19 protein-coding genes are annotated in these 23,893 nt (G+C 43.5%); 5 read left to right on the top strand and 14 right to left on the bottom strand.

Annotated elements, in window-relative coordinates; genetic code table 11:
• The first annotated feature begins 248 nt into the window (after positions 1–248).
• Positions 249–1,880, top strand: a complete 1,632-nt coding sequence (locus AAA970_RS05135) for an ABC transporter transmembrane domain-containing protein (protein ID WP_338236205.1) — start codon at positions 249–251, stop codon at positions 1,878–1,880.
• Positions 1,881–2,241: 361 nt separating this feature from the next.
• Here the strand turns inward: AAA970_RS05135 and AAA970_RS05130 are convergent, their stop codons facing one another.
• The 7 genes from AAA970_RS05130 to AAA970_RS05100 form a co-directional block, all read right to left on the bottom strand.
• Positions 2,242–3,207 (bottom strand): CPBP family intramembrane glutamic endopeptidase, encoded by a 966-nt coding sequence (locus tag AAA970_RS05130; RefSeq protein WP_338236204.1) that lies wholly within the window; start codon positions 3,205–3,207, stop codon positions 2,242–2,244.
• Between the two features lie 499 nt (positions 3,208–3,706).
• Positions 3,707–5,026 carry a hypothetical protein gene (locus AAA970_RS05125; protein WP_338236203.1) on the bottom strand — a complete coding sequence of 440 codons (1,320 nt, stop codon included), beginning with the start codon at positions 5,024–5,026 and terminating at the stop codon, positions 3,707–3,709.
• A gap of 5 nt (positions 5,027–5,031) precedes the next feature.
• Positions 5,032–6,786: a VWA domain-containing protein gene (locus AAA970_RS05120; protein ID WP_338236202.1), complete on the bottom strand. Its 1,755-nt coding sequence runs from the start codon at positions 6,784–6,786 to the stop codon at positions 5,032–5,034.
• A gap of 1 nt (position 6,787) precedes the next feature.
• Complete coding sequence (locus tag AAA970_RS05115; protein ID WP_338236201.1) at positions 6,788–7,765, bottom strand: VWA domain-containing protein; 978 nt, start codon at positions 7,763–7,765, stop codon at positions 6,788–6,790.
• Positions 7,755–8,246, bottom strand: a complete 492-nt coding sequence (locus AAA970_RS05110; protein WP_338236200.1) for a DUF4381 domain-containing protein — start codon at positions 8,244–8,246, stop codon at positions 7,755–7,757. The genes AAA970_RS05115 and AAA970_RS05110 overlap by 11 nt, the downstream gene beginning before the upstream one ends.
• Positions 8,243–9,166, bottom strand: a complete 924-nt coding sequence (locus AAA970_RS05105) for a DUF58 domain-containing protein (protein WP_338236199.1) — start codon at positions 9,164–9,166, stop codon at positions 8,243–8,245. The genes AAA970_RS05110 and AAA970_RS05105 overlap by 4 nt, the downstream gene beginning before the upstream one ends.
• A 30-nt stretch (positions 9,167–9,196) precedes the next feature.
• Entirely contained in the window at positions 9,197–10,174 is a 978-nt protein-coding gene (locus AAA970_RS05100) for an AAA family ATPase (RefSeq protein ID WP_338236198.1), read from the bottom strand.
• 202 nt (positions 10,175–10,376) lie between these two features.
• Between AAA970_RS05100 and AAA970_RS05095 the strand changes: the two genes are divergently transcribed.
• Both AAA970_RS05095 and AAA970_RS05090 read left to right on the top strand, forming a co-directional pair.
• Positions 10,377–11,036, top strand: coding sequence for a GNAT family N-acetyltransferase (locus tag AAA970_RS05095; RefSeq protein WP_338236197.1), 660 nt, complete (start codon positions 10,377–10,379; stop codon positions 11,034–11,036).
• Between the two features lie 520 nt (positions 11,037–11,556).
• Positions 11,557–12,402 (top strand): glucosaminidase domain-containing protein, encoded by an 846-nt coding sequence (locus AAA970_RS05090; protein ID WP_338236196.1) that lies wholly within the window; start codon positions 11,557–11,559, stop codon positions 12,400–12,402.
• A 62-nt stretch (positions 12,403–12,464) separates the two neighbouring features.
• Here the strand turns inward: AAA970_RS05090 and AAA970_RS05085 are convergent, their stop codons facing one another.
• The gene (locus AAA970_RS05085; RefSeq protein WP_338236195.1) at positions 12,465–13,163 is read right to left on the bottom strand and encodes a TrmH family RNA methyltransferase; all 699 of its coding nucleotides are present in this window, start codon (positions 13,161–13,163) and stop codon (positions 12,465–12,467) included.
• A 423-nt stretch (positions 13,164–13,586) separates the two neighbouring features.
• Here AAA970_RS05085 and AAA970_RS05080 point away from each other — a divergent pair, with 423 nt between their 5' ends.
• Complete coding sequence (locus AAA970_RS05080; protein ID WP_338236194.1) at positions 13,587–14,117, top strand: hypothetical protein; 531 nt, start codon at positions 13,587–13,589, stop codon at positions 14,115–14,117.
• Positions 14,118–14,590: 473 nt separating this feature from the next.
• Here AAA970_RS05080 and AAA970_RS05075 read toward each other — a convergent pair whose 3' ends face one another.
• From AAA970_RS05075 to AAA970_RS05055, 5 genes are all read right to left on the bottom strand, one after another.
• Positions 14,591–16,156 (bottom strand): glycosyltransferase family 39 protein, encoded by a 1,566-nt coding sequence (locus tag AAA970_RS05075; RefSeq protein WP_338236193.1) that lies wholly within the window; start codon positions 16,154–16,156, stop codon positions 14,591–14,593.
• A 62-nt stretch (positions 16,157–16,218) separates the two neighbouring features.
• Positions 16,219–17,040, bottom strand: coding sequence for a hypothetical protein (locus tag AAA970_RS05070; protein WP_338236191.1), 822 nt, complete (start codon positions 17,038–17,040; stop codon positions 16,219–16,221).
• A gap of 101 nt (positions 17,041–17,141) precedes the next feature.
• Complete coding sequence (locus AAA970_RS05065) at positions 17,142–19,730, bottom strand: DNA gyrase/topoisomerase IV subunit A (RefSeq protein WP_053404348.1); 2,589 nt, start codon at positions 19,728–19,730, stop codon at positions 17,142–17,144.
• A 43-nt stretch (positions 19,731–19,773) separates the two neighbouring features.
• Positions 19,774–21,642 carry a DNA topoisomerase IV subunit B gene (locus AAA970_RS05060; RefSeq protein WP_338236190.1) on the bottom strand — a complete coding sequence of 623 codons (1,869 nt, stop codon included), beginning with the start codon at positions 21,640–21,642 and terminating at the stop codon, positions 19,774–19,776.
• Positions 21,643–21,791: 149 nt separating this feature from the next.
• Entirely contained in the window at positions 21,792–22,268 is a 477-nt protein-coding gene (locus tag AAA970_RS05055; protein ID WP_338236189.1) for a hypothetical protein, read from the bottom strand.
• A gap of 198 nt (positions 22,269–22,466) precedes the next feature.
• On the opposite strand from AAA970_RS05055, the gene AAA970_RS05050 reads away from it, so the two are divergent.
• Positions 22,467–22,832, top strand: coding sequence for a hypothetical protein (locus AAA970_RS05050; RefSeq protein WP_338236188.1), 366 nt, complete (start codon positions 22,467–22,469; stop codon positions 22,830–22,832).
• A gap of 55 nt (positions 22,833–22,887) precedes the next feature.
• On the opposite strand, the gene AAA970_RS05045 is transcribed toward AAA970_RS05050, so the two are convergent.
• Positions 22,888–23,802 carry an ROK family protein gene (locus tag AAA970_RS05045; RefSeq protein ID WP_338236187.1) on the bottom strand — a complete coding sequence of 305 codons (915 nt, stop codon included), beginning with the start codon at positions 23,800–23,802 and terminating at the stop codon, positions 22,888–22,890.
• Between the last annotated feature and the right edge of the window lie 91 nt (positions 23,803–23,893).

Here is a 23,893-nt window from a genome sequence, read left to right as displayed (position 1 = left end):
TGTAAGGGCAATTCTCTGCTTCACCCACTACGCTTGCAATGATTCAAAAGGAGTACGGCCCGATTAAGGGAGCACAATTGCAAACGACCATAGGCTGGCCTGAGTCATTGTTGGTACGCCTGATCGAACTGCCTGTTTGAAAAGACGCAAATCAGGCCTCAAACCCTATATTGCTTTCTGGCAGCTAAAAAACGATTTATTTATGAATAATTCGGCCTAGGTTCAGGCACATTCTTTCATCCCTGATCATGAAATCTTTATTCAAACACCCCTGCCTACAGTTTCTGCTAAGTCGAAAGTGGACTTCAACCAAAATTGTAGGCCTTGGGATTATTGCAAATTTGCTCACCATCATTATTCCGGTGAGTGTGGGAAAGTATTACCAATTGGTGTTTCACTTCAAAGGGCATCGCGTTCGGTTTCTGGATTTCCTGCCCAAAATCTGGTGGGACACCGTTCCTAAGTTTATCCTATTCTTTTTTATCCTGGTGAGCGCTCGTTTTCTATTCCAATGGTGGTACCAAAAATTACTGCGCGCAGAAGGGGAATTATTTATCAAAAGTATCAAGGATCGGCTCTTTACTCATCAGTTGGCCTTGCCCCTGGAAATTTACCATCAAAAGGGAGTGGGAAAATATTTGCTTCGCTATTCGGGAGATATTCAAAGTCTGAAAAATTTATATCTCAAGGGGAGCCTGGAGGTCATTATCGACTTTTCCATCCTTACGGTAGGGATGTATTGGCTTTTACAGTTACAATTTGAAGGGGGGCTGGCGATTCTCATCATGTCGGCCTTATCTTTAATTGTTATTCGCTACCTGAATAAACAGGTAGAATCCCACTCTCTGGACAAAAGGAATAAGACTTCCGGACAGTTGTCATTTGTCAGTAGAACCCTTCATGGAATGCTTTCGGTGATTATGATGAACAAGCAGGAAGTGGAACAGGAAAAGTATGCTAATCGATCCGGCCAAATCAAAAAAGCTGCCGTCTCTTACAACAGCTGGCTGATGTTAAACAAAGGGTACATTCACTTTTTTCAATATACGGCCCTAACGGTGGTCCTTTATCTTTTTTACATTAACACGGACTCCGATGCGGCAACCGGAGGCGGGCCATTGATCTCCTTCATTCTACTCTACATTACCCTTTTACCCGTATTCAGGAGACTATTTGCCTTAGAAACAGTCTACAAATTAGGTCATATTTCACTTAGGAAACTTCAGGATATCTTAAATATCCCCGAAGAAAAGCAGCTTGAGGGTGCTGCTTTCCCCAGCCATCCAATTCAACTGGAATGGCATTTTAAAGCGCAAGGACAGCACCTTAAACTGGAGAATGGTATTAATCAGATAAGTCTTTCCAACGGACTTTCTCCTTTCCTGTTCACCAAGCATTTGCTTAAAATTCAAATGATGAATGACCTGGATTTACGTCTGAATGGAAAGGCCATAGCGGATTATGCTGCCCAAGGTCTCCGTCAAAATATTGGCGTCGCCTCTTCAGATTTCCCATTACTCGGAAGAACGGTCTATGAAGCCATCACCTATTCTCGTTTGGATTCCATAAAATCCCACACCAGAGAGGTACTGGAAAACATTCAAACGCTTTGTCTACCTCCGGAGGAATGGATGACGCTCTCCACCAATACCGGTGAAAATGGTACGAAAGTCAATCAAAGACAAAGGGAAGTTTTGGCCCTATGCCGTGCGATTCTGCAGGAAAAAGCCATCACCCTGGTGTATGGTTTTCAGACCATATCTCCTCCCTTATTGAACGATATCTTAAGCATCCATTTTAAAACAGGGATTTGGTTTTCCATTGGCGAGGCACTCCCCTCCCAGGAGGAAAAAGACATTATTCATAGTTTGAAGAAATAGGTTGGGCTAACCAAGATTATTCATACTTAAACCCTTGGTTAGCTGAAAGCTTGGGAAAAATGCACAAATTTCCCTGTTTCAAGTTTTCCCTACGAAGCAGATCCATGAGGAGGAAGCTAGCTCACCCAAATTCGGGCTAATCAGCATCAAACAAAAACAACTATAAAAGATTGATAATCGGCTATTGGAGTCAGATTAATGAGTTTAACGATGAATAATTTAGGTAAAAATAGTCGCCCTGGTAAGAGAAAGCACTCAAATCAAAAAGAACATCAATTGGAACTGGGTCTTTCCTGTATTTAACCATTTGTAGTTTTATGAGAAAGCGATGCGCATCCTCCTCAGGCCTAAACCATCCTGATTAATGATCCTGATTAATTTCCATAAAAGGTTGATTAGACAAAGTGGTCGGGGCGATTTTATCATTCATCACCTTCCATTTCCAGCCCAATAGTTTGTACATGATAAAAAAGAAAAGCGTGCCCAAAACCAACAGACTGATTAATTCCATCACTGGATCAATTTCCACCTGCTTAAGGACAGAATGGGTCTTAAACACCGACTCCTCTGAAGTCACGAATAAGGACAAGAAAACATTATTAATTGCATGTGCTCCGAGACAAACTTCCAGGCCATCGTCCAAAACGGTACAGATTCCGAATAAAAGTCCGAAAAACAAATATTGTGGCATCGTCAGCCAAAAGCCGTAAGCTTCTACTTCCGGATTCATAATATGCATCAAAGCAAATATGGCAGCCGGGATGATCACCACCAGCCATCTGTTCCTGGTCCAAACCCCTACTCCCTGAGCTAAATATCCGCGAAATAACAATTCTTCATAGGACGTTTGGAGTGGAATTAAGATGACCGAAACGATCAGTAATGGATAAAACTGGCGCCAGTCAAACTGCCAATGGAAAGCTTCCGGCGTGATGAGCAATTGCCCAACTAAATAGACTAACATGAGGCCTCCCCAAATCCCTACGGCATAAAAAAACCTTTTCCATCGGAAAGTGCCCTGTCCATTGAATAGGTCGGTAAAAGGCTTTTTATGAAAAACTTTGAAAAATAACCATAAACCAAACAAACCCATCACAAAAGAAAATAGCATTATGCCCAAGCCCAGGGTACTTGAAACGCCATAAGCTTCAAAATTCAAAGGATCCGTCATCACTCCACCCTGATTTGCGGCCTTCACTCCAATAAGAATCATTAGAGGAATTCCCCCAAGAATCTGGGCAAAAACTACAAAACTCAACAGGCAGGTTAATAAATATCGGAACCATTCATTAGGTCGATTAAAGCTATTTTCAAAAAACTTCATCATTAATAAAGGCAAAAGAAACTACAAAAATTTAAACTTTCGGAAGTTGGCAAAAATTCTTTTGAGCCCCTAATTTTAGCGCGCTGAATTACGCTTTTAATCAAAAATTATAGGGTAATAAGGTAGGAGGGCAACCCTATTTTCCCTCATTATTCTGATTTTTTCACCATGGCGCATAAACCCGAATGATTCATGCTTAAATCCTCGTTTAGCTGTAAGGCGGAAAAAATGAAGGAATAGTTTCCTATTTCGAGTTTTTTCCAAGGTGGCAGATGAATGAGGAAAAAGCAAGCCTGCTCAAATTGGGGCTATTCTAAATCAAAGAAAATAAATTACAATGAACTGAAATTAAATTACTTGCACTCAGTTAATGAATTTAGTGATGAATAATTCGGGTTTAAAAACCACGACATCTAAAGCAAGTATGAATTATTCCTCCGAATTATTCACCATTAGATATAGAGAATTACACGATGATGTGAATAAAATAAGGGATTTACGGTCAGCTCCCTGGATTCAAAGACTTTAAGACCCCCAATCCCCCTCTTTGTTTTTGGTATACGAGCAATGCCTTCCGTCTTCTTTTTATTGCTTGAAGTAATCGTTTTCGTTGACTTTTAGAAGCCTTATTCTTTTCAAATGCTCTCAATATTTTCTGATCTGCATCCGTCTGCCCAAAGAAGTCCCTCAAGCCATAATACGCTCCCTGCCCAAAAACATTCAGCCATTCATATACTTCTGACTGAAAAGCCTTTACCGAATGCCCTGCCTTGATTTGTCGGAGTAAATAAGGTTCCGAACGCTTATATTGAAGCCAATGAGCCCTTATTTTCTTCCTCCATTTTCGGAGAATTTTGATTGCCTTTGAGAGTAATACTACCAACAAAAGACCAGCCACCAAAACCTTCCAGGGCTGATAACCAAACCATAAATGTTCCTTTGGCGCCGCATCAACAAAAGTTGCATTCGCCGCCTGCAGAGAGTCTTTGATGCTGGCCACCATCCCCAAATCCGGATTGGCTGCCACCACTACCTTCTGATCTTTGGTTTTATAATGCTGCACCCGCTGAAGCAAAGGATTCCAATAGGAAATTTCTATGCCATGAATCAGGAATTCCCCTTGGCGATCAAAAAGATATAATGCCCGATCCGTGCGGGAACCATTCACGGATTCATCATCTCTTTCATCCTTGGTGGTCCCTGATTTTGGATATACCGTGGCAAAATCCTCCTTGGGAAATTTCGTCTCCGGAATAAAAATCGGAAGCGTGCCCTGCGCATAGACTTTCACTTTGCGCTCCACCACATCTCCCTGCTTCAATTTAAGCAAGGGCTGATCATATTGCTCCGAAAGCTGCACCCGATTGGCTACAAACCAATTCTCTCCCAGGCCAGCCGGTGTTTCCTTAATTTTAATCGCCTTCCCTTTGGCAGTAATTGTGATCGGCTTGCCTTTATAATCCCCCACAGGCGGACTGGCAGTTTTGATTTGAATATCCGGAATTTGCAATGCTCCTTCCGCTAAAGGAAAAATCTGATAATAAAATTCCAAACCGGAATATTGCTTACCATTGATATGGAAAATCCCCGGAACAGCCCTAAAAAAAGGAACGGCAAAACCATTTTCAATTTGGATGGGCTGAATATCCAATGGATCGGTAAACCAGGTGGCAGTATAAACGGTCACCTTTGCCCGAACCGGTTGCTGTGCATAGGTGGTTTTCCTGCTCAGCGTCAAAGTCGCAAAGGCATCAATTTGTTGTGCATAAGATGGCACTAATGTCCAGAGGAACAAAAGGACGAACACGCTAAATTTCTTCATCTTTCTTACCATACCTTTTCACCAGCTTTTACATGAGGATAATCATGCGTTTTCTGATATTCAAAACGCCTTTTCAAAAACTCCGAGGGATCGTCGGACACCTCTTTTAATAATATCTGTGAAGGATCCAGCTGAATTTCTTCCCCACCCTGAGGCAAATCCTCCGGATTATCCGCTTCCTCGGCTTTCCGCATTTCCGTTTCTACTTCATCCGTAACCCTATCCCCCTCATCAGGCAATTCGTCCACTTCCGTATCGGAAGTCAACTCCTCATCCTCCGTCTGCGGCGCTCTTTCCTGAAGCTCTCCCAAACCATCGACCTGCGGCACGATTCCCTGCTTTTCCAAGGCCGCATTCAGGGAGTCTATCTGGTACATCACCTGCTGCGTGCGGGCTAATGCCTCTTCTGCCCCGGCCAAATCCGGATTGAGTTCCAAGGCTTGTTGGAAAGCGTCGCGTGCCTGCTGATAGCGCCCCATTTTAGAATAAGTCAAAGCCAGATTGTATTTTCCCGTGGCGGTACTGTCCATGGCATAAAGCGTAGCCGCAGATTCGTAATCGCCCATTTGAAAATAGACAGCGGCCTTATGTGCCATATCCTCATATTGCTCGGCGGCCACTTCCAGTGCTCCCTGCTGCTCTTTATATTGTGCCTGATAATCTTGACTGTACCACCAATCAGCATATTGACTATCCGGACTACAGGAGGAAAATAAGAATACGAAAACCCAGCACCATTGTAACACCCAACCTCTGCGAAACCAAAACAAAAGCAATAGCAGCAAAGGCAAGCATAACCAATAACCCTGATCGATCCATTCATCTTCACTTTCGGTATCATCCAGTTGAAACTCCAGACTTTCCCGCTGTCTTTGGGCCATGGCTTCCACATCAGAAGGATCCAAAGTCAAAGCATTTACGGTGATCCCTTCATGCATGCCCAACTGATTAAACACCGACACTGAGCTGGCCGAAAAAACTTCTTTTCTTTGTTTATCTTTTAAAATCGTTCCCTTCCGATAACCCGGAACGGCACCACCTTTAGGGGTGGCAACCGGCAATATTTCGATCTTATGAATGTTTCCATCGACCCATTTTTTTAATAATTCCCCTTCGTTTTCCTCGAGTTCATCGGTGATGATCATCAGGGTGGAAGGCGCCTGCACATTTTTGAGAACCGTATCGGCCAGGGCCAACATCAATTCCATATTGGTACCGGGAACGGGCATCACCCCAACACTCAAGTTCTCAATCTGCTTTTCCAGAATTTTATAATCCGAGCAGGGAGGTAGAATGATGTGGGGTGTTCCGGCATACACCAACATGCCGGTATTGGCGCCCGGAGAGGATTCCAGATAATCATGAATCTTCAGCTTCGCGCGTTCCAATCGGTTGGGAGACAAATCTTCTACCAACATAGATCGGGACATGTCCAGGGCGATTAAGGTCACGGCCTTGGTCTTACTGCCGGGCACCTCTACTTTCTCCCAAGCCGGACCGGCCAGGGCAAATATGCCAAGCATCATGGTAAGTAAGAATCCCAAAATCGGTAATAAGGACGCCCATTTTTTCCCTTTAGAAAACATGAAATCCTGTAAATGCGGCGCTACCAATTTCTTCCATTGATCACTCTCGCGATTCAAGAACAATAAAGCAATAAAAACCACCACCGCCGGCACCAACAGCCACAACCACTGCGGACGAAGCAAATGAAATTGCTCCAAGGGAAATTGTTTTATCCAATTTTCGATCAGCTCCATCTTATCTTCGAATAAATTTTAAAAGCGTGATGATCAACGTAATGATCAATCCCGAGATTAAACTAAAGGCCAGCGGGTAAATGAAGAGCAACTGCTCCGGACGGTACTCTTCTTCCTCAAATTCCATTGGCTCCAAAGCATTCAGCGTCTCATACACCTGCGCCAATTGCTGTTCATCCATCGCAAGGAAATATTGGCCACCCGTTTCTTCTGCGATCGCTTTGAGCGTTGCCTCATCCAAATCCGAGCTCGGCGCATTCGGATCTCCAATGCCTAAAGTGTAGATGGTCACACTGTCCTTCGCGGCCGCTGTGGCCACAACCAAAGGAGATATTCCGCCTCCACTATCGGCCCCATCGGTTAATAATAACATGACCTTATGATCCAAAGAATCTGCTTGAAGCAATTCATGGGAAAAGCCAATGGCCTTGCCTATAGCCGTCATCTGCCCGGCCATACTGACCTCCGCCTGTGATAACAGCCAATTGATAATCTCCGTATCGGTCGTCAAAGGGGCTTGCAAATAGGCATTGGATCCAAAAAAAACCAGTCCCAAACGATCCCCTTTTCGCTTCTCAATAAAGTCTCCTAATACCTGCTTCACCCCTTCCCAGCGCGTGTACATTTTCCCATCCGTTCCGGCCCAATCGCGGGTATCCATACTAAAGGAAATATCCGCCACCACCAGAAAACTGCGGGAAGTTTTCACCTTCATATCCGGCTGTCCGACGAGCTTGGGGTTACTGGCGGCCGCCAGAATTCCCAACCAGGAAATCGACAGTCCCAACCATTGCAAAATATTACGACGGGAAATCCAAGCGCTTTCCTGTGGCTTGACTTCCATGGCTTCTGCCGAGCGAAAAAAGAAGGCCCCTTTCAAAGCTGTTCTTCTTTTCTTCAAAGGTGGAAGAAGCCAATAGAACAATATGGGTAAAGGCAATAAAAAGAACACCCAGGGATAGGCTATTTCAAAGTTCATGTCCATGGATCCACTTTTTAGATTGTTGAATAAAGGTGGCCACCAAAGGCTTGGCCTCGGCAGATAAACTTTTTTGATACATATGATAATTGATAAGGGAAAGGGTGTCTTCCTCGGCAAATGGTCGCTTTTTCATCTGTTCATTCAGAAAATTCACCCACTCCTGCCCAAACAAAGATGCCACCGCCACCCGTCCATAAGCCGTTATCGCCACCTGCTTCAACAGACGATTAGTTGCCTGAATCACTTCCGGACTACTGTCATTTTGCTGATAAGTATTTTCAATGGACTGCAAGGCTTTTGTCGCTTCCCGACGATAGCGATTTTTCTGATATTTTCTGATGGCTAAAATGGAAATCGTCAGGACAATGATAAATATCAATACGAAAAGCACCGACCAGCCCAGAGTAGAAAAATCCTGTTGGATCGGCTCCGGTCGGATTAAATGGCCGATTTCAATTTCCGATTGCATCGTACTCATGCTCGCCTCCCTTCATTTAAAATTTCATTCAGTTGCTTCTCCAAAGAATCACTCGTGTTGAGCGTCAATACCGGCATCCCATAGCGCTCCATTTTCACCAGCTTTTCCGCCAATACCGATTGTCGGGAAATATATTTCTCCCCCGCATTTTTCTTTTCCCGATCCCAAAGCAATTGTTTCTTGCCATCAGTCAGGACCATATCGGAGCCTGTCAATTCCTCATCCATGGGATCAGAAATATGGACGATGATCACATCATTATGGCGCGACAAACGAATCAATCGGGAATAAGTCTCCTCATCGGCCTCATTCATATCCGTAATTAGTGTGACCACAAAATCCTTGCTCACCGACATTTCTGCCTGGTACAGCGAACGATTTAGAATAGCCGTATTTCTTTGCAGGGTCTTTTTCTCCGGAAGAGCTAAATTCTTCGCCGCTACCTGATCGAGAAAGTGCATCAGAGTTTTACGGTTCCGTTTCGGCTGAACAAAAGCAATCTGCTCATCATCAAAGACAATTCCTCCTATCCGATCTCCCTGTTTAAGGACTTTAAAGCCGGACAGGGCCGCCAATTGCGCCGCAATGACGGATTTGGTGTAGGCCACTGAACCAAAAAACATGGCACTGCTTTGATCACAAATCACAAAAGCAGGACGTTCTTTTTCTTCATTGAAGACCTTGCTGTGGGTGACTTTCGTGCGGGCCGTTACCTTCCAATCAATATGTCGAATATCATCTCCGGGAACATATCGACGTACTTCTTCAAAGTCCAAACCACGGCCTCTCAACTTGGAGGCATGCTTCCCTGCCAACAGTGAAAATACAGGTTTGGGTGGAAGAAAATTCCCCTGATTCACGGCATACTCCAGTCGCATCAATGCGGCTGATCCTATCGCTACTTTTTCCGGATAACTCATCTCTATTGATTTAGCTACAATAAAAAACCACTAGGACACTGCTACTTTGCGCAATAGCAAATCGACAATATCATTGCCCGATTTACGGTCGGCATTCGCCTCATAAGATAAGCTGATACGGTGACGCAGAACATCATGTGCCACGGCTCTGATATCCTCCACCGTCACATAGTCACGGCCTTCCATCCAGGCATTCACACGCCCCATATTTTCCAAACCTATCGTCGCACGTGGTGAAGCGCCTACTTCAATCCAACGGGCCAGATCCTCATCGTACTTTTCAGGCTGACGCGTAGCCGTAATGATATCCACAATATATTTTTCGATATTCTCAGCGACCTGCACTTCGTTGATCTGTGCGCGGGCATCCGCAATCACCTGAGGATCAATTTTTTCAACTTTCTCCTTGTTCCTCGGGGCAGACTCCGACCGCACCAAGCGCAATACTTTCAACTCATCCTCCGGACTTGGATATTCCACATTCACATGTAAAAGAAAACGGTCCATCTGTGCTTCCGGTAGCGGATAAGTCCCTTCCTGCTCAATCGGGTTTTGAGTGGCCATCACAAAAAAAGGGGCTGGTAACTGATGCGTTGTACCCGCTACCGTCACCTGACGCTCCTGCATGGCTTCCAATAAGGCGGCTTGTACTTTTGCCGGAGCCCTGTTGATCTCATCCGCCAAAATCAGATTATTGAAAATAGGACCTTTCTGAAAAACAAAAGCTTCCTCTCCACCCGGTTGATAAATTTCGGTACCGGTAACATCCGAAGGCAACAGGTCCGGAGTGAACTGCACCCTGCTCAATCCTAAGTCCATGAATTTAGCCAAGGAGTTAATGGCACGGGTTTTAGCCAGGCCTGGAAGCCCCTCCAGCAACATATTACCATCCGCCAGCAAACAGGCGATGATCCTGCGAACCACCAGCTCCTGACCGATGATGGTACCGTTCATCCGTTCGGCTAACAGATTGATTTGGGAAAGCGTATTATTTTCGATATTGCTCATATATAGATATTTAGCAGTTGCATATTTAATATAGGCAAAGTGCAAATCGTTCGGAAGTCTGGTAATATTAATATTTTGGGGTAGTTCGAAATTCGAATATGAAGATCAAAACGGAAGATTACAAAGGTAGTTATGCAGATGAGGACTTTTTGTCGTATTCAGTCAACAATTCGTCCCATTTAGTCAAACACAATCCTTACAGATGAAGCATTTCTGGGCAGCGCATCTGAAGTCAGCCATAAACATTAAATTTATAGAAAATCGCTTCTATCCCTTTTTCCGTCCAAAAGAATATATTCGACGCAAAACGTATCACCTTTTGAAACAAGCCTCCTATATTTTCACTACCCCAAGATTAGGTTTCAGAACCTGGCAGGACAATGAGCTCCCCTCTTTATTACAAATGAACCAAGATGAACAGGTCATGCGCTATTTCCCTACGATACCGGATGAAAATGACTGCCGCCACTTCATGCAAAAAATGAATTCACAGTTTGAGGAAAAAGGCTATTGCTATTGGGCAGTGGAATTATTGGAAAGCAATGAATTTATCGGTTTCATCGGCTTGAGTGACCAGCACTATAAAGCCCCATTTACTCCCTGCATTGATATTGGCTGGCGACTAAAAAAAGAGTTTTGGGGAATGGGGCTGGCCCCGGAAGGCGCGGAAGCTTGTTTTGAATATGGGAAAAATCAACTAGGACTGAAAGAGATTTTTGCTGTCGCCCCAAAAATCAATGAACCCTCTATTCGCGTGATGGAAAAAATTGGCATGATCAATAAAGGCCGATTCAAGCATCCCACTTTAATGGGATTTCCCATGCTAAGAGACTGTGTCTACTACTTAAAATCTCTATCTTAATCCGCATCACGCACCGCTAATTTCACTAAACCAACAACTCAAAATACTTATCTTCAAATTATAGCATGTAATTTTCTTTTATTTTTGATAGCCTCAATTGGGGCATGCATGCTTGCTCCTCCTTCATCTGCTTCGTTGGAAAAAACTCGAAATAGGAAAAATTCCTTCATTTTTTCCGCCTTACAGCTAAACAAGGATTTAAGCCTGCATAATTCGGCTTAATAACACCCACCAAAGCAACATTTCCGTTCTGGCTTCAAGTAAGCCTGACATTTTACTGACACCTGTTCATTAGACTGACTGACATACCTAATTTTAATATTTTCTCCAGTTCTGGCTTCCGGAAAGCTGCTTTGTGTTTGTTCCCATCAACCTAAAGTCATGATAATACCAGGGAACCACCTCTATGTCACAAGGCAGCGAAGACGAAGTAACCCACTAACCAACAATCACTTATCCTAAAAATGCAATTTTTGGCAAGATCCTTGCTAAATTTCGTGCCGTACCAACAAGTTACTGTATGAAGCGTTTGAAAACCCTTGGTTTCCTATTGCTTTTGGGTCCTTTTGGAAATTCCTGTAGTACCCACGTGAACTTAACAGAAGGACACGATGACAATGAGGAAACTGAATTTAGCGCCAACTATTTATTCATGGAGCAAACCGATGACATCCTTCCAGTGGATGGTCCGGGGGTAGCACCCGTGATTTACCAAAATTTAAAAAGCTTGGGAAATCTGCCGGTGCATGAAAAAACCGCCAAATTCATCGATATGATGCTTCCAACAATCATTTTGGCGAGGGAACGCAAATTGGCAGAGAAGGAGAGAGTGGAGATGATGATTAATAATCGCCAATACGATCCCTCCACGAAAGCTCTGCTGAGCCTCTATTTAGCCAAATATAAAGCTAAATCGGTAGAGGAATTACCATTACGCATGACTCCGCCTCCAATCAGTATGATTCTGGCACAGAGCGTGATGGAAACCGGATGGGGAACTTCTTCTATATTTTTAGAGGCTAACAATGCCTTTGGAGTATGGAGCTTTTCCGCTAATGAGCCCAGAAGAGCGACTAAGGGGACACGTAACAACCGTCCTGTATACGTTCGGGCTTATAATGACATCCTCTCTTCCACGGAGCACTATCTGGACATAATCGGACGGGTTTATGCTTATGAGGATTTAAGAAATGCTATGCAGGTGGAAAGTAATTCATTAGAACTCGTGAATCACCTGACGGCTTATTCTGAGGAAGGTTCAAACTATATTAGCCTTCTGAAGAGCATTATTCGGAAATATAAGATGCAGCAATACGATGCATATTATTCGGTTCCGCAAAAGGAAGTGCTGATGGCAGCCTCCTGATGCATTCTGATAAAACACGAAGACAAGGTCTGAAAACCTTGTCTTTTTTTTATCCTTCCCTTTTATAGGGCGGTCATTTCTTCCATTAGTCGCTTTAAATGCATGTCGGCATTTCGAGTAAGCCCCATATACCAAACCGATCGCAAAAATTGACGATCCTCTTCGGTCAAATGCCAGTCATTCCGCTCTTTACGTAAGCGTTCCACAAGGCTGTGCAAACACAAAGCCGTGGTCACCGAGATATTAAAAGATTCCGTGAAGCCATACATTGGAATGCGGAGTAATTCATCGGCCTGATCCAAAGCAAAATCAGATAAACCATCGGCCTCATTTCCAAAGGCAATGGCCACCTTCCCATTTAAATCCACCTGGTCCAGCGTTTTGCCCTCCACATTCGGGGAGGTCGCATAGATTTTATAGCCCTCGCTTTTTAATTCCTTATAGCAAAGGTCGGTATTGGGTTTACCCTCTTGTTCATAACGGTGCATGGTCACCCAGTTCGAAGCACCTTTTGATACATTAGGATTAATATGATATTCGGTGGAATTATTGATGATGTGCAAATCCTGCACCCCAAAACAATCGCAATTACGGAAAACTGCTGAGGCATTGTGTGGCTTATACACATCCTCTAAAACAATGGCGATTTGGCGGGTTCTCTCATCCATCACCTGTTCCAGCAATGCTTTCTTGGTCTCCGTCACATATTCCTGAAAATATTCAATTTTCGCCTGCTGCAGTTTTTTTGGATCAATATTCATTATTGCGAATCGTAATTTTTTGAAATGCAATTTAGGGAAAATCGGGCAGATGGAAAATGTGATATGGGTTGATTAATGGGCTTTTTATGGGGAATGGCATGGATCGTGATTTTGGTTTGGGGTTCGCGGGTTATATTTGATGCGGGGCGTATGTCTCGCGGGTTGAATTCGATTCGTGATCTATGGGGTGCGGGATTATACGTTGTGGGGTTGATATGTTGCGAGACGCATGCAATGCGGGGTCATACGTTGTGGGGTTGATATGTTGCGAGACGCATGCAATGCGGGGTCATACGTTGTGGGGTTGATATGTTGCGAGACGCATGCAATGCGTCTCTGAGGTTTTTTTTGTCATTTATGTGGTGGAAATGAAAACCATTGATGGGGAATAGGGTATCGGGGGTGGAAACATTAACCACTACTATGAATGATAAATTTCAAAATAAATATCGGATATCCTCTCCGCGATTGAAAAACTGGGATTATGGTCGGGCGGGTGCTTATTTCATTACCATTTGTTGTCACCATCATCGTCATTTCTTTGGTGAAGTCAGGGATTCAAAAATGTACCTATCAACAATTGGTCAGATTGCTCAGGAGGAATGGCTGCGAACCTTTGAAATGCGAACGGATATGAATCTTAGCAATGATATTTTCATCGTGATGCCCAATCATTTCCACGCATTGATCTCCATTGGAGAGAATATTCACAATCAATTTCCCAATTGGGAGGGCAACCAGCCCGGCTCACAGTCGAATAACCTCCCTGCCATTATTCGGGGGTTCAAGGGAGCTGTCACCAGCAGGGCAAGGAAAATTCGGGAAGATTTCAGATGGCAAAGCCGGTATTACGATAATGTGGTCTGGGATCCACAGGCATTTCAACGTATTTACCAATATATTTTGAATAACCCGTCCAAATGGTGGACAGACCGGTTTAATCGAAAGGGGTAATTGTTTGGGAATTAATTCCGAATGGCCGGATGACCGGATGACCATAGAGACGCATCGCATGCGTCTCTATGGTTAATACCGACATTACAATATGGCGATGCCAATAGGAATCGGATTTGGGGAAATGGATGGAAGACGCATCGCATGCGTCTCAAGGTCATTCCATCATATGAACCACACCATTCAGAAACGCATTTTAATCGAAAAACCAATCCCCCATATTCATGCATAGGATGCTACCATACCAGGAACATGCAACACCAATGATTTGTCGCCATCAAATATTTACCTATCAATTATATCCAAAATTCAATTTTCCGAATGGCCCAAACCATTCGGGCGTGGGGATCAAAATACCGGATGATTCTATTCATTGAATTTTGGGGTTAAATTGGGGTTGGGTTTGGTGAAAAGAGACGCATGCGATGCGTCTCTGTGGTATTGGGTGGTATTATTTTATATATCAAATAATATTATTCGGTGGATTTTCGTTGGGCAATTTCGGATTTCAAAATATCATTGATGGACGTTTTGGCACCTTTTAACAAATACACGGTCGTTCCCTTTTCTCTTGCTAATGGATGCTGAATTTCACCGATTTTAATGACTTCGGAAAACAGGTTTTCTTCCCTGTCGCGGTCAAAATTACCGGCATTGTTTACCAAAACCACATTAATGATCGGCTCTTTTTCCAGATCATACCAATTGATATAATCTGCATTCAGGGACAATGCCGGCACCCCGGAATTAGAATAATAGTTGATCGCACCCGCCTGTCCGTAATTATCACAATGTATTAACAAATGATCTTTGGAGGCTAATTGGCCGATGCCCTGATCCACAATTCCTGCCAATTCTTTCCAGCCCAACATATCGGCAAAATCTTGAGGGATAGCATGAAGTTTTCCGTCTTCCCAACGGTTCAATCCCAGATCATTGAACATCTCTTGTTCCTCCTCCATCTTTTCAGGTGACCATACAGGCAAAAAAATCGGCATCATAAAGACAAAAAAACCAATAGGGAAAACCAACAATACAAGACCAATAAACTTCTTCCAACTATTCTTTAAATACTGCTCTAACACTACCGCCCCGAAGGCTAAAAATACCGGATAAAGACCAATGGCATAATATCCTTTTGCCCTTAAATAAGTAAAAAGTGCCAAAATAAAAATCAAGGCAAAGGCAAGAAACTGGTATCGCTTATACTTCTGATTTACCAGCAATGCTCCTATACCCGTCAACAATACCGGCAAGGAGCCGAAGAAAAAGTAAAGCTGTTCCTTGAGAAAATCCCATCGGCTCACCTTTACCAACTGAATTTCGGTCAGGGCCGTCATATGTTTAATCACCGGAAAATCATTGATCCACTGCCAATACAAATTGGGGCTGATTAAAATCACTGCCAGCCCGACTGCCTTATAGAAGTGTGCGTTTTTAAAAAGCTTTCGATGCGGAGACAATGCTATGGCAGGTATGATTCCAATGACCAAAAAGACAATATTGTATTTATTCAGAAAACCGATACCAAAGACTAAGCCTATCCCATATAACCACTGTATCTCTCCCCGATTAACATACTTGATCACAAAATAGAATAAGGCTGTCCAGCAAAGAAAATCCAGGGAATTGGGCTGATAAAGGGTATTGATTCTAACCAGTACAGAAAACATGACGGATGAAGTGGCCAGCACCTTCGCAAACAAACCTCCATCAAGCTCCTCCACCGTTTTCCAGACGAAATATAAAAGCCCCGCACCAAAGAGGGCCGGGAAAAATTTCACCCAAAAGACCGCGCCTCCCAACGAAAGGATGACCTTCGAAATTAAACCGGTCATGGGAGGGACAGAAGCATAGCCCCAGGCCAAATGATTACCCAAATCAATATGTAAATATTCATCCCGATGCAATTCATAAACCGGGTTGATAGCGAAATACTGCAGGATGAATTTCAGGAGAATGATAAAACCTAAAATCAGATGATCTGCCAAGGCCGAAGTTTTCGTGCTTGGTGTTTTGGAAAAGCTGGTGGTGAGCATAGCAAAAAATGAAGTGGAAACGGCACTCTTTTCAAGCTATAAAATTTCATTTGCAATTGAAATCAATTGCTTTCCAAAATCTGCAGATAACGACTACTCATCCAGCCAGAGACATATCCATCTCCTTCAATACTTCCTAAATATATGTTTGATTTCGTATACTGATTTGAAGTATCAATTAATACATACCACCAAATACGCCCCGTCTTATCTACCTTCTCTGCCAAGGCAATTCCTTCGGTTCCTTTTGGATAATGACTTAATACATTTCCCTTTTCAGGATCCAAATCAACAAAAAGGCCCTCTTTTACAATTTCTGGTGTTACCCTCAAAGTATAGCTTTCATTCAATGTCTGGAAAGCTATTGGTGATTTAAAATAAGCTTTGGGTTTAGTCTCCAGAAAGTGCGAAACAAACTGAAAACTCCTCTGAAATTTAAGCTGCCCTTGCTCCATTTGAACTTCAAAAACCACACTCGTAATGTGCTCTTCCATACAGCACCCCCAATCCCGCACATATAATCGGCTTAATTGTTCCCCATTCCATTCTGAAGTTATCACCCCCTGCTGTGATGAAAAAATTAAATCAAATGTTTTATCGTCTTTCCTCTTATAAATCTCAAAAACCTGGGACTCCCCGAACAGAGGCCCCTGGTAGACGATTTCGTCCTCCTCATCAGCATCAAAATCAACCAATGATATATAATTACCTAAATAAAAGCGCTCCCGACTAAAGCGATCCACCCAGGCGGGCTGCCCCTGAGCATAGTCAATAAACTGGGAGATCATATCGTCCTTGTCCAAAGAATTAGAAAAAGCAATCCAATCAGTGGCGTAATCCCTGTTATAGGCATTAAAGGTTTTGACCTCCGGTATTTGAGCCAAGACTGTAAATGGTAAGATTAACAGCGGCAAATAAAAAAAACAATATCGCATAAAAAATAAAAAAAACCTCACTCCCAAAAAGAGCGAGGCTTATTGATTTCTTAAAACAAACCTAACTGTTCCTGATCGTCTTCATCCACTTCAACATTTTCTTGAGTGGATTTAGCGGCCACAGGTGCCGGTTTACTTTCAATCACTTTCACGGATTTCACCGGATAGGCACTCAGTTTATTGCCTAAAGCTCTCCAGCCTTTCACTTCAGCCAGGACATCCAAATCAAAGATCCCTTCAGTCTTGCCGTCCACTTTGCGCTTGTAGGTGATTTCGACTTGCGCCAATTTATCCAGAGTCACTGCCAGCATTTTAGAGCTACGGGCATCAGTGATAAATTTGAATCGCTTGTCCAGAGTGGTGGTTTCAATCATAAACCGCTTCACATAATGGGTTTTATTATTCCCATCATAGTAAATAGCCGTGATTGGCTTCTCTGGATCAAACTGTTCGATATGAACCACCTCATCCACATTGTATCGATTGGTCAGCTCATAGTTGGTCAACTCGTAGGAACCATCTTTCAGAATACAAAGAATGGACTGATCCAGGAAGTTCCCCAACAATTTACCACGGCCTTCGGTGTTCAGGCGCCCCACATGGTCATCATAATACACATCGATACCGCCCAGGGTAGATACTCCATCAGAGATCTTAGTGATACCGTTTTTACTGATCGGGTAAGCGGTCAACGTATTCCCTACTACATCGCGACCTTTGATGGCCAGGTCAGCGAAATCATATTCAAAAATCTTCTGACGTGCCGGACAGCCCGGCGTCAGTTTTACTTTCACTACCTCGGCTTCCCCATTCGGATTTGCAGAGAAGTAAAGGATTTTAGATTTTGGTCCCCCTTTGGTGATATTGTACTCCCGGTCACGGGTAACGGCTAATACCTGAAAACGCTTCACAAAAGTACGCTTCTTGGAGGCATCCAAATAAGCGACATTGTAGACCATACGGTCATCATTTTTCTTGAAAACCGCAACATGGATGATATCTTTTCCAACAAAGGCTTTGTCGGAGATTTTAGTCACGATGCAGGCCCCATCCCTACGGAAAACAATGATGTCGTCAATATCCGAACAGTCAGTCACGAACTCATCCTTTTTCAGCGACGTTCCGATAAAACCTTCCGTACGGTTGACATAAAGCTTAGTATTATTCGCCGCAACTACAGTCGCATTAATGTCTTCAAAATTGCGGATCTCGGTTTTACGCTCACGTCCTTTGCCATACTTTTTCAATAAGTCTTTGAAATACGCAATGGCATAGTCAATCAGGTTCTCCAAATTATGTTCTACCTCAGCCAACTCATCAGTTAGCTTTTTCATGGCTTCATCTGCCTTAAAGGAGTCAAACTTGGAGATACGCTTAATCTTGATTTCGGTCAGGCGCACCAAATCCTCTTCGGTAATTTCACGATAGAAATCCTTCTTGAATGGATCCAGTCCCTGGTCTATGGTTTGCAATACCGCTTCCCAGGTTTCGCATTCCTCAATGTCACGGTAAATTCTGTTCTCAATGAAGATTTTCTCCAATGAACTGAACAGGATTTTTTCCATCAACTCGCCACGGCGAATTTCCAGCTCCTGCTTCAACAGCTCTACTGTCTGCTTAGTACAATAAGCCAGAATATCATTCACCGACATGAAGTGCGGCTTCTCGTCGATAATTACGCAGGCATTTGGAGAAATGGATACTTCACAATCCGTAAAAGCGTAAAGTGCATCAATCACCACATCCGGAGACTGACCCGGCCCTAACTGGATCTCGATCTCGACATCCTTTGCGGTATTGTCAATCACCTTTTTCACTTTCAGCTTCCCTTTATCGTTCGCTTTCAAAATCGAATCGATCACAGAGCTGGTCGTGGTGGAATAAGGGATATCTTTTATGAGAAGGGTCTTTTTATCCGCGGCTTCAATTTTAGCACGCACGCGAATTTTAGAACCTTTTTTACCTTCATTATAATTGGTAAAATCCGCCGTACCCCCGGTAGGGAAATCTGGCAGAATATTGGCCCGCTTTCCTTTCAGAATATCGATGGAAGCCTTAATCAGCTCCACAAAGTTATGGGGCATCATCTTGGTGGAAAGTCCCACCGCAATACCTTCCACCCCTTGCGCCAACAAAAGTGGAAATTTAACCGGCAAAGTAATGGGTTCTTTTTTACGCCCATCATAAGACAATTGCCAGTCGGTCGTTTGAGGGTTATAGACCACATCCAAAGCGAATTTGGACAGTCTTGCCTCAATATAACGAGGGGCAGCGGAGCGATCACCCGTACGGATATCTCCCCAGTTCCCCTGAGTTTCAATCAATAAATCTTTTTGCCCGATGGTCACGATCGCATCTCCGATGGAAGCATCTCCGTGTGGGTGATACTGCATCGTCGCCCCGATGATATTGGCTACCTTATTGAAGCGTCCATCATCCAGCTCCTTCATGGAGTGTAAAATCCTGCGTTGCACCGGTTTCAGACCATCCTGAATGGCGGGTACAGCACGCTCCAAAATTACGTAAGAGGCGTAATCCAGAAACCAGCTTTCATACATTCCCGAGACCATGGTGGCCGCGTGAATATCTCCATTCATTTCCTGATCTTCAGCGTCATTAAAAGTATTTTCGTCGCTCATGATATTTTTAAAAAGGCCTTGCCTTAGGAATACTTAAAAAAAATTAAACCACTTCTTCTTCCACTAAATCTTTCTCCACACGCAAATTGTCAATGATAAAAGACTGACGTTTTGGCGTGTTTTTACCCATGAAGAAGCTGAGCAAATCCTCGATTTTTGTTTCTTTCTGTAAAATTACCGGATCCAGACGGATATCTTCGCCGATAAAGTTCCCGAATTCGTCTGGAGAGATCTCCCCCAAACCCTTAAATCGGGTAATTTCAGGCTTACCTCCTAATTTCTTCATCGCCTTCTGTTTTTCCTCCTCATCGTAGCAATAATGAGTAGCTTTTTTATTTCGAACACGGAAAAGTGGCGTCTCCAAAATATAGACGTGTCCTTGTTTCACCAAATCAGGGAAAAACTGCAGGAAGAAGGTCAACAGTAGCAAGCGAATGTGCATACCATCAACATCGGCATCCGTTGCGATTACGATCTTCCGGTAACGCAAACCATCCAGACCGTCTTCAATATTCAGGGCGTGTTGCAATAAGTTGAACTCTTCATTTTCATAGACCACCTTTTTGGTCAGACCGAAGCAATTCAATGGCTTTCCTCTCAAAGAGAATACCGCCTGAGAACTTACATCTCTGGACTTGGTGATGGAACCGGAGGCAGAGTCACCCTCGGTAATGAAGATCATCGTATTTTCTTTCTTATCTCCTGCCTTGGCATCATTAAAGTGAATGCGACAGTCGCGTAATTTCTTATTGTGCAAATTGGCCTTTTTCGCACGCTCATTGGCCAACTTCTTAATGCCGGAAATCTCCTTTCGCTCCCGCTCCGATTGGTTGATACGCTTCAGCAATGCCTCCGCCGCATCCGGATGCTTATGTAAATAATCATCCAACACCTTCTTCACATAGTCTCCCACGAAAGAGCGCATCGTGGCTCCTTCAGGCGCTACATTCAAAGAGCCCAGCTTCGTTTTGGTTTGAGATTCAAAAACAGGTTCCTGCACTCGTACAGCTATAGAACCTACGATACTGGCGCGAACGTCCGCCGCATCGAAATTCTTGCCGAAGAACTCCCGAACCGTTTTCACCAAAGCCTCACGGAAAGCCTGAAGGTGTGTACCACCTTGCGTAGTGTACTGACCATTCACGAAGGAGTAATATTCCTCTCCGTACTGATTAGAGTGTGAAAAGGCGATTTCGATATCCTCCCCTCTCAGGTGAATAATCGGATAGCGCAATTCCTCCGCATTGGTTTTTCTTTCCAACAGGTCACGCAAACCATGCTCGGAATGGTATTTCTGTCCATTGAAATTAATGGTCAGACCCGCATTCAAAAAGGCATAGTTCCAGATCTGGTTTTCCAGATACTGCGGAATGAAATGGTAGTTCTTAAATACCGTACCATCCGGCTCAAAGGTGATTTTGGTACCATTGGGCTGATCCGTTTTACCGATTGGATGATCGGTTACCAACTCTCCCTGATTAAATTCCGCTATTTTGGTTTCCCCCTCGCGGTGCGACTGCACCTTGAAATAATTGGAAAGGGCGTTTACCGCCTTAGTACCTACCCCATTCAATCCTACTGATTTTTGGAAGGCACCGGAATCGTACTTTCCACCGGTATTGATTTTGGAAACACAGTCGATGGTTTTTCCCAAAGGAATCCCACGACCATAGTCTCTGATTTTTACACGATGATCCGAAATGGTCACGTCAATCTGCTTGCCGTAGCCCATCATATGCTCATCGATACTGTTATCTATAATCTCTTTGACGAGTACATAAATCCCATCATCCGCTGAAGATCCATCCCCCAACTTACCGATATACATACCCGGACGCAGCCGGATATGCTCCTTCCAGTCCAGGGATTTAATACTGTCTTCGGTATATACTGCTTCTTGCTGTTTCGCCATTGTTTTAATCCTAAGATCGCGCGCTGAAAAAATATATAATCTCAACCCTTTCCAAAATCTTACAATTTTTAAGAAAAAGGCATGTTAATTTACTAAACCTTTTGGGTGGGTTGCAAATATTTTACTGGTATTCCTTAAAATTGTCGTCACTAGCGCCTGTTTTTCGACAATATCACCACCAACCAGACCATAGCAGCCAACATTACCACCGGAAATAAGAAAATGGTATTGCCCAAAACGCCACCATCTCCAAACTGCTGATTATTGAACGAAGCCAAAAAGGCCATAGATAAAATAAATCCCAAATTAAGGATGCCATTCAGCGCCAAAAACCATTGAATCATCTCATGACGAAAAATTGGATTCCGATAAGTCAGGCCTCCGGAAATTTTCCTCACTTTCATATTTTTCAACAAATTCAGATAAATGAAAAACACCCCATTGATAGACAATAAGAAAATCAAACCCCCGAAGAAAAAGGAATCCTTGGTCACAATTAGTTCCGAATTCCCTACTGCATCCACCGAAACCGTCACTCCTTCTGGCATCCAGGCATAAACGTACAAGAACACCCCGACGGCCAAGACCAATGAGCTGGTTCTAAAAAACTTTAAAAAAGACTCCATGATGTGTTATAAAAATTTATCGGCAATTTAAGTGATTTTTTGAATTTACCTTACACGCCAATGCATTTCCACTCATTAAGCTTTGATTATATCAATGCGAATAAATATAGAATTTCGGCAAATCTCGCATTTCAAAAGCAACCGACAGTGGATAAAACCTACATTTTGACTATTTTCGTTTTTGACTAAGCACGACCTATGAATCTATTATCCTTTTTATTCCTATTCACTTGTTTAAGTTTTTTCTCCTGTAAACCTACCCCTGAAATTCCGGGCTTTGATCAGGAAAGCTGGAAAGCCGATCGAGAGGGCTGTCAGGGCAAAAGAGCAGCGCTTTTACCCCTGCTACAAGCCAAAGAGGCTGATTTGGAAAAAATTAGTACCACGCAAATCGTGAAATTATTAGGTCGCCCCAATAAGGAAGAGCTATACCGACGATCGCAACGATTTTTTCATTACCAGATTTCGGGAGGAAAAGGCTGTGAAGAGCAGCAGCAGGTCGTTTACCGACTTCGGTTTACGGCCACAGATCACCTGATTGAGATTGAGGTGTTGAAAAAATAATTTGCGAAATGGCAAAAAAAAACAGCTGAAGAGCATGCTCACCAGCTGTTTTTTTTCAGGAAGCGATCACCAGAGAGGCCGCCCCAAGGATACCGGCCTCATTGGCTAAAGAGGCGGTTTTGATGTTCAATTTCTCCAGATAATAAGGCGTCAGCCATTTTTCTAACTCCTCCATCATGGCGGGATAAAGCACGTCATAGGTTTCTGCCACTCCTCCGCCTAAAATTACGGTAGCTATGTCCAGAATGCGGAGATTGGAAACGATCCCCTGCCCCAGGTATTTTCCTACTTTTGTAAAAACTTTTACTGCTACGGGATCACCTTCCAGACAGGCTTTTTGAATTTTTTTAGAATTCAGGGACTCATTGTTTTTTAATTTAGAATCCAACTTTCCTTCCTCCAGGTATTTCCGGCACATGGCCACTATCCCTTTCTTACCGATGGTTTCCTCTAAAGACTTTCCATTGCCTACCGGAATATGCCCGACTTCCATGGCATTTCCGCCTTCACCCCCAAAAATGTCTTTTTCATAAATCACAGCACCGCCTACACCAGTACCCAGGGTCAAAAATATATAATCGTCCGGAATAACTTCTTTGGCGAAGAAAAACTCGCCTAAGGCCGCCGCATTTGCATCATTCTCCAGGCGGAAAACATGGGTAGGAAAATCAGACTCGAGACGATCCATCAGATCATAATTACTCAATCCCGGAATATTGGGAAATTCCATGGTCTTACGTCGACGCGGCCCTAATGTCCCCGGGACGCCAAGTCCCACTTTTTTGATTTCCGGATGCGTTTCTAAGAAAGCAGTTAATTTTCCCAGAAAGGCCTCTATATATCCATCTGGCTCTGCGCTTAATTCAGCGGTAGGATACTTTACTTTCTCCAGCAACTCGCCCTGACGGCTCACAATCCCGAACTTTGTATTGGTTCCGCCTATGTCGATACCCAAGTAGGTCTCACTCATAGTGTTTAATTTGGTTATTTATAAAATGGAAACTCATTATACGCAATCATCGTTACACGAAAGGCGCACTGATTATCAAGATAAACATAGG

The organism is Persicobacter diffluens, assembly GCF_036244895.1.
Taxonomy (GTDB): Bacteria; Bacteroidota; Bacteroidia; order Cytophagales; family Cyclobacteriaceae; genus Persicobacter; species Persicobacter diffluens.
This window is presented reverse-complemented; position numbering and strand designations above follow the sequence as displayed.

Excerpts from the sequence above, each read along its gene's own strand:
- AAA970_RS05105 (WP_338236199.1), bottom strand. The coding sequence starts at position 9,166 with ATGAGTTATCCGGAAAAAGTAGCGATAGGATCAGCCGCATTGATGCGA.
- AAA970_RS05065 (WP_053404348.1), bottom strand. The coding sequence starts at position 19,730 with ATGAGCGACGAAAATACTTTTAATGACGCTGAAGATCAGGAAATGAAT.
- AAA970_RS05120 (WP_338236202.1), bottom strand. The coding sequence starts at position 6,786 with ATGGAGCTGATCGAAAATTGGATAAAACAATTTCCCTTGGAGCAATTT.
- AAA970_RS05085 (WP_338236195.1), bottom strand. The coding sequence starts at position 13,163 with ATGAATATTGATCCAAAAAAACTGCAGCAGGCGAAAATTGAATATTTT.
- AAA970_RS05125 (WP_338236203.1), bottom strand. The coding sequence starts at position 5,026 with ATGAAGAAATTTAGCGTGTTCGTCCTTTTGTTCCTCTGGACATTAGTG.
- AAA970_RS05055 (WP_338236189.1), bottom strand. The coding sequence starts at position 22,268 with ATGGAGTCTTTTTTAAAGTTTTTTAGAACCAGCTCATTGGTCTTGGCC.
- AAA970_RS05045 (WP_338236187.1), bottom strand. The coding sequence starts at position 23,802 with ATGAGTGAGACCTACTTGGGTATCGACATAGGCGGAACCAATACAAAG.
- AAA970_RS05095 (WP_338236197.1), top strand. The coding sequence starts at position 10,377 with ATGAAGCATTTCTGGGCAGCGCATCTGAAGTCAGCCATAAACATTAAA.
- AAA970_RS05060 (WP_338236190.1), bottom strand. The coding sequence starts at position 21,642 with ATGGCGAAACAGCAAGAAGCAGTATATACCGAAGACAGTATTAAATCC.
- AAA970_RS05115 (WP_338236201.1), bottom strand. The coding sequence starts at position 7,765 with ATGAACTTTGAAATAGCCTATCCCTGGGTGTTCTTTTTATTGCCTTTA.
- AAA970_RS05075 (WP_338236193.1), bottom strand. The coding sequence starts at position 16,156 with ATGCTCACCACCAGCTTTTCCAAAACACCAAGCACGAAAACTTCGGCC.
- AAA970_RS05050 (WP_338236188.1), top strand. The coding sequence starts at position 22,467 with ATGAATCTATTATCCTTTTTATTCCTATTCACTTGTTTAAGTTTTTTC.
- AAA970_RS05135 (WP_338236205.1), top strand. The coding sequence starts at position 249 with ATGAAATCTTTATTCAAACACCCCTGCCTACAGTTTCTGCTAAGTCGA.
- AAA970_RS05110 (WP_338236200.1), bottom strand. The coding sequence starts at position 8,246 with ATGAGTACGATGCAATCGGAAATTGAAATCGGCCATTTAATCCGACCG.
- AAA970_RS05130 (WP_338236204.1), bottom strand. The coding sequence starts at position 3,207 with ATGATGAAGTTTTTTGAAAATAGCTTTAATCGACCTAATGAATGGTTC.
- AAA970_RS05080 (WP_338236194.1), top strand. The coding sequence starts at position 13,587 with ATGAATGATAAATTTCAAAATAAATATCGGATATCCTCTCCGCGATTG.
- AAA970_RS05090 (WP_338236196.1), top strand. The coding sequence starts at position 11,557 with ATGAAGCGTTTGAAAACCCTTGGTTTCCTATTGCTTTTGGGTCCTTTT.
- AAA970_RS05100 (WP_338236198.1), bottom strand. The coding sequence starts at position 10,174 with ATGAGCAATATCGAAAATAATACGCTTTCCCAAATCAATCTGTTAGCC.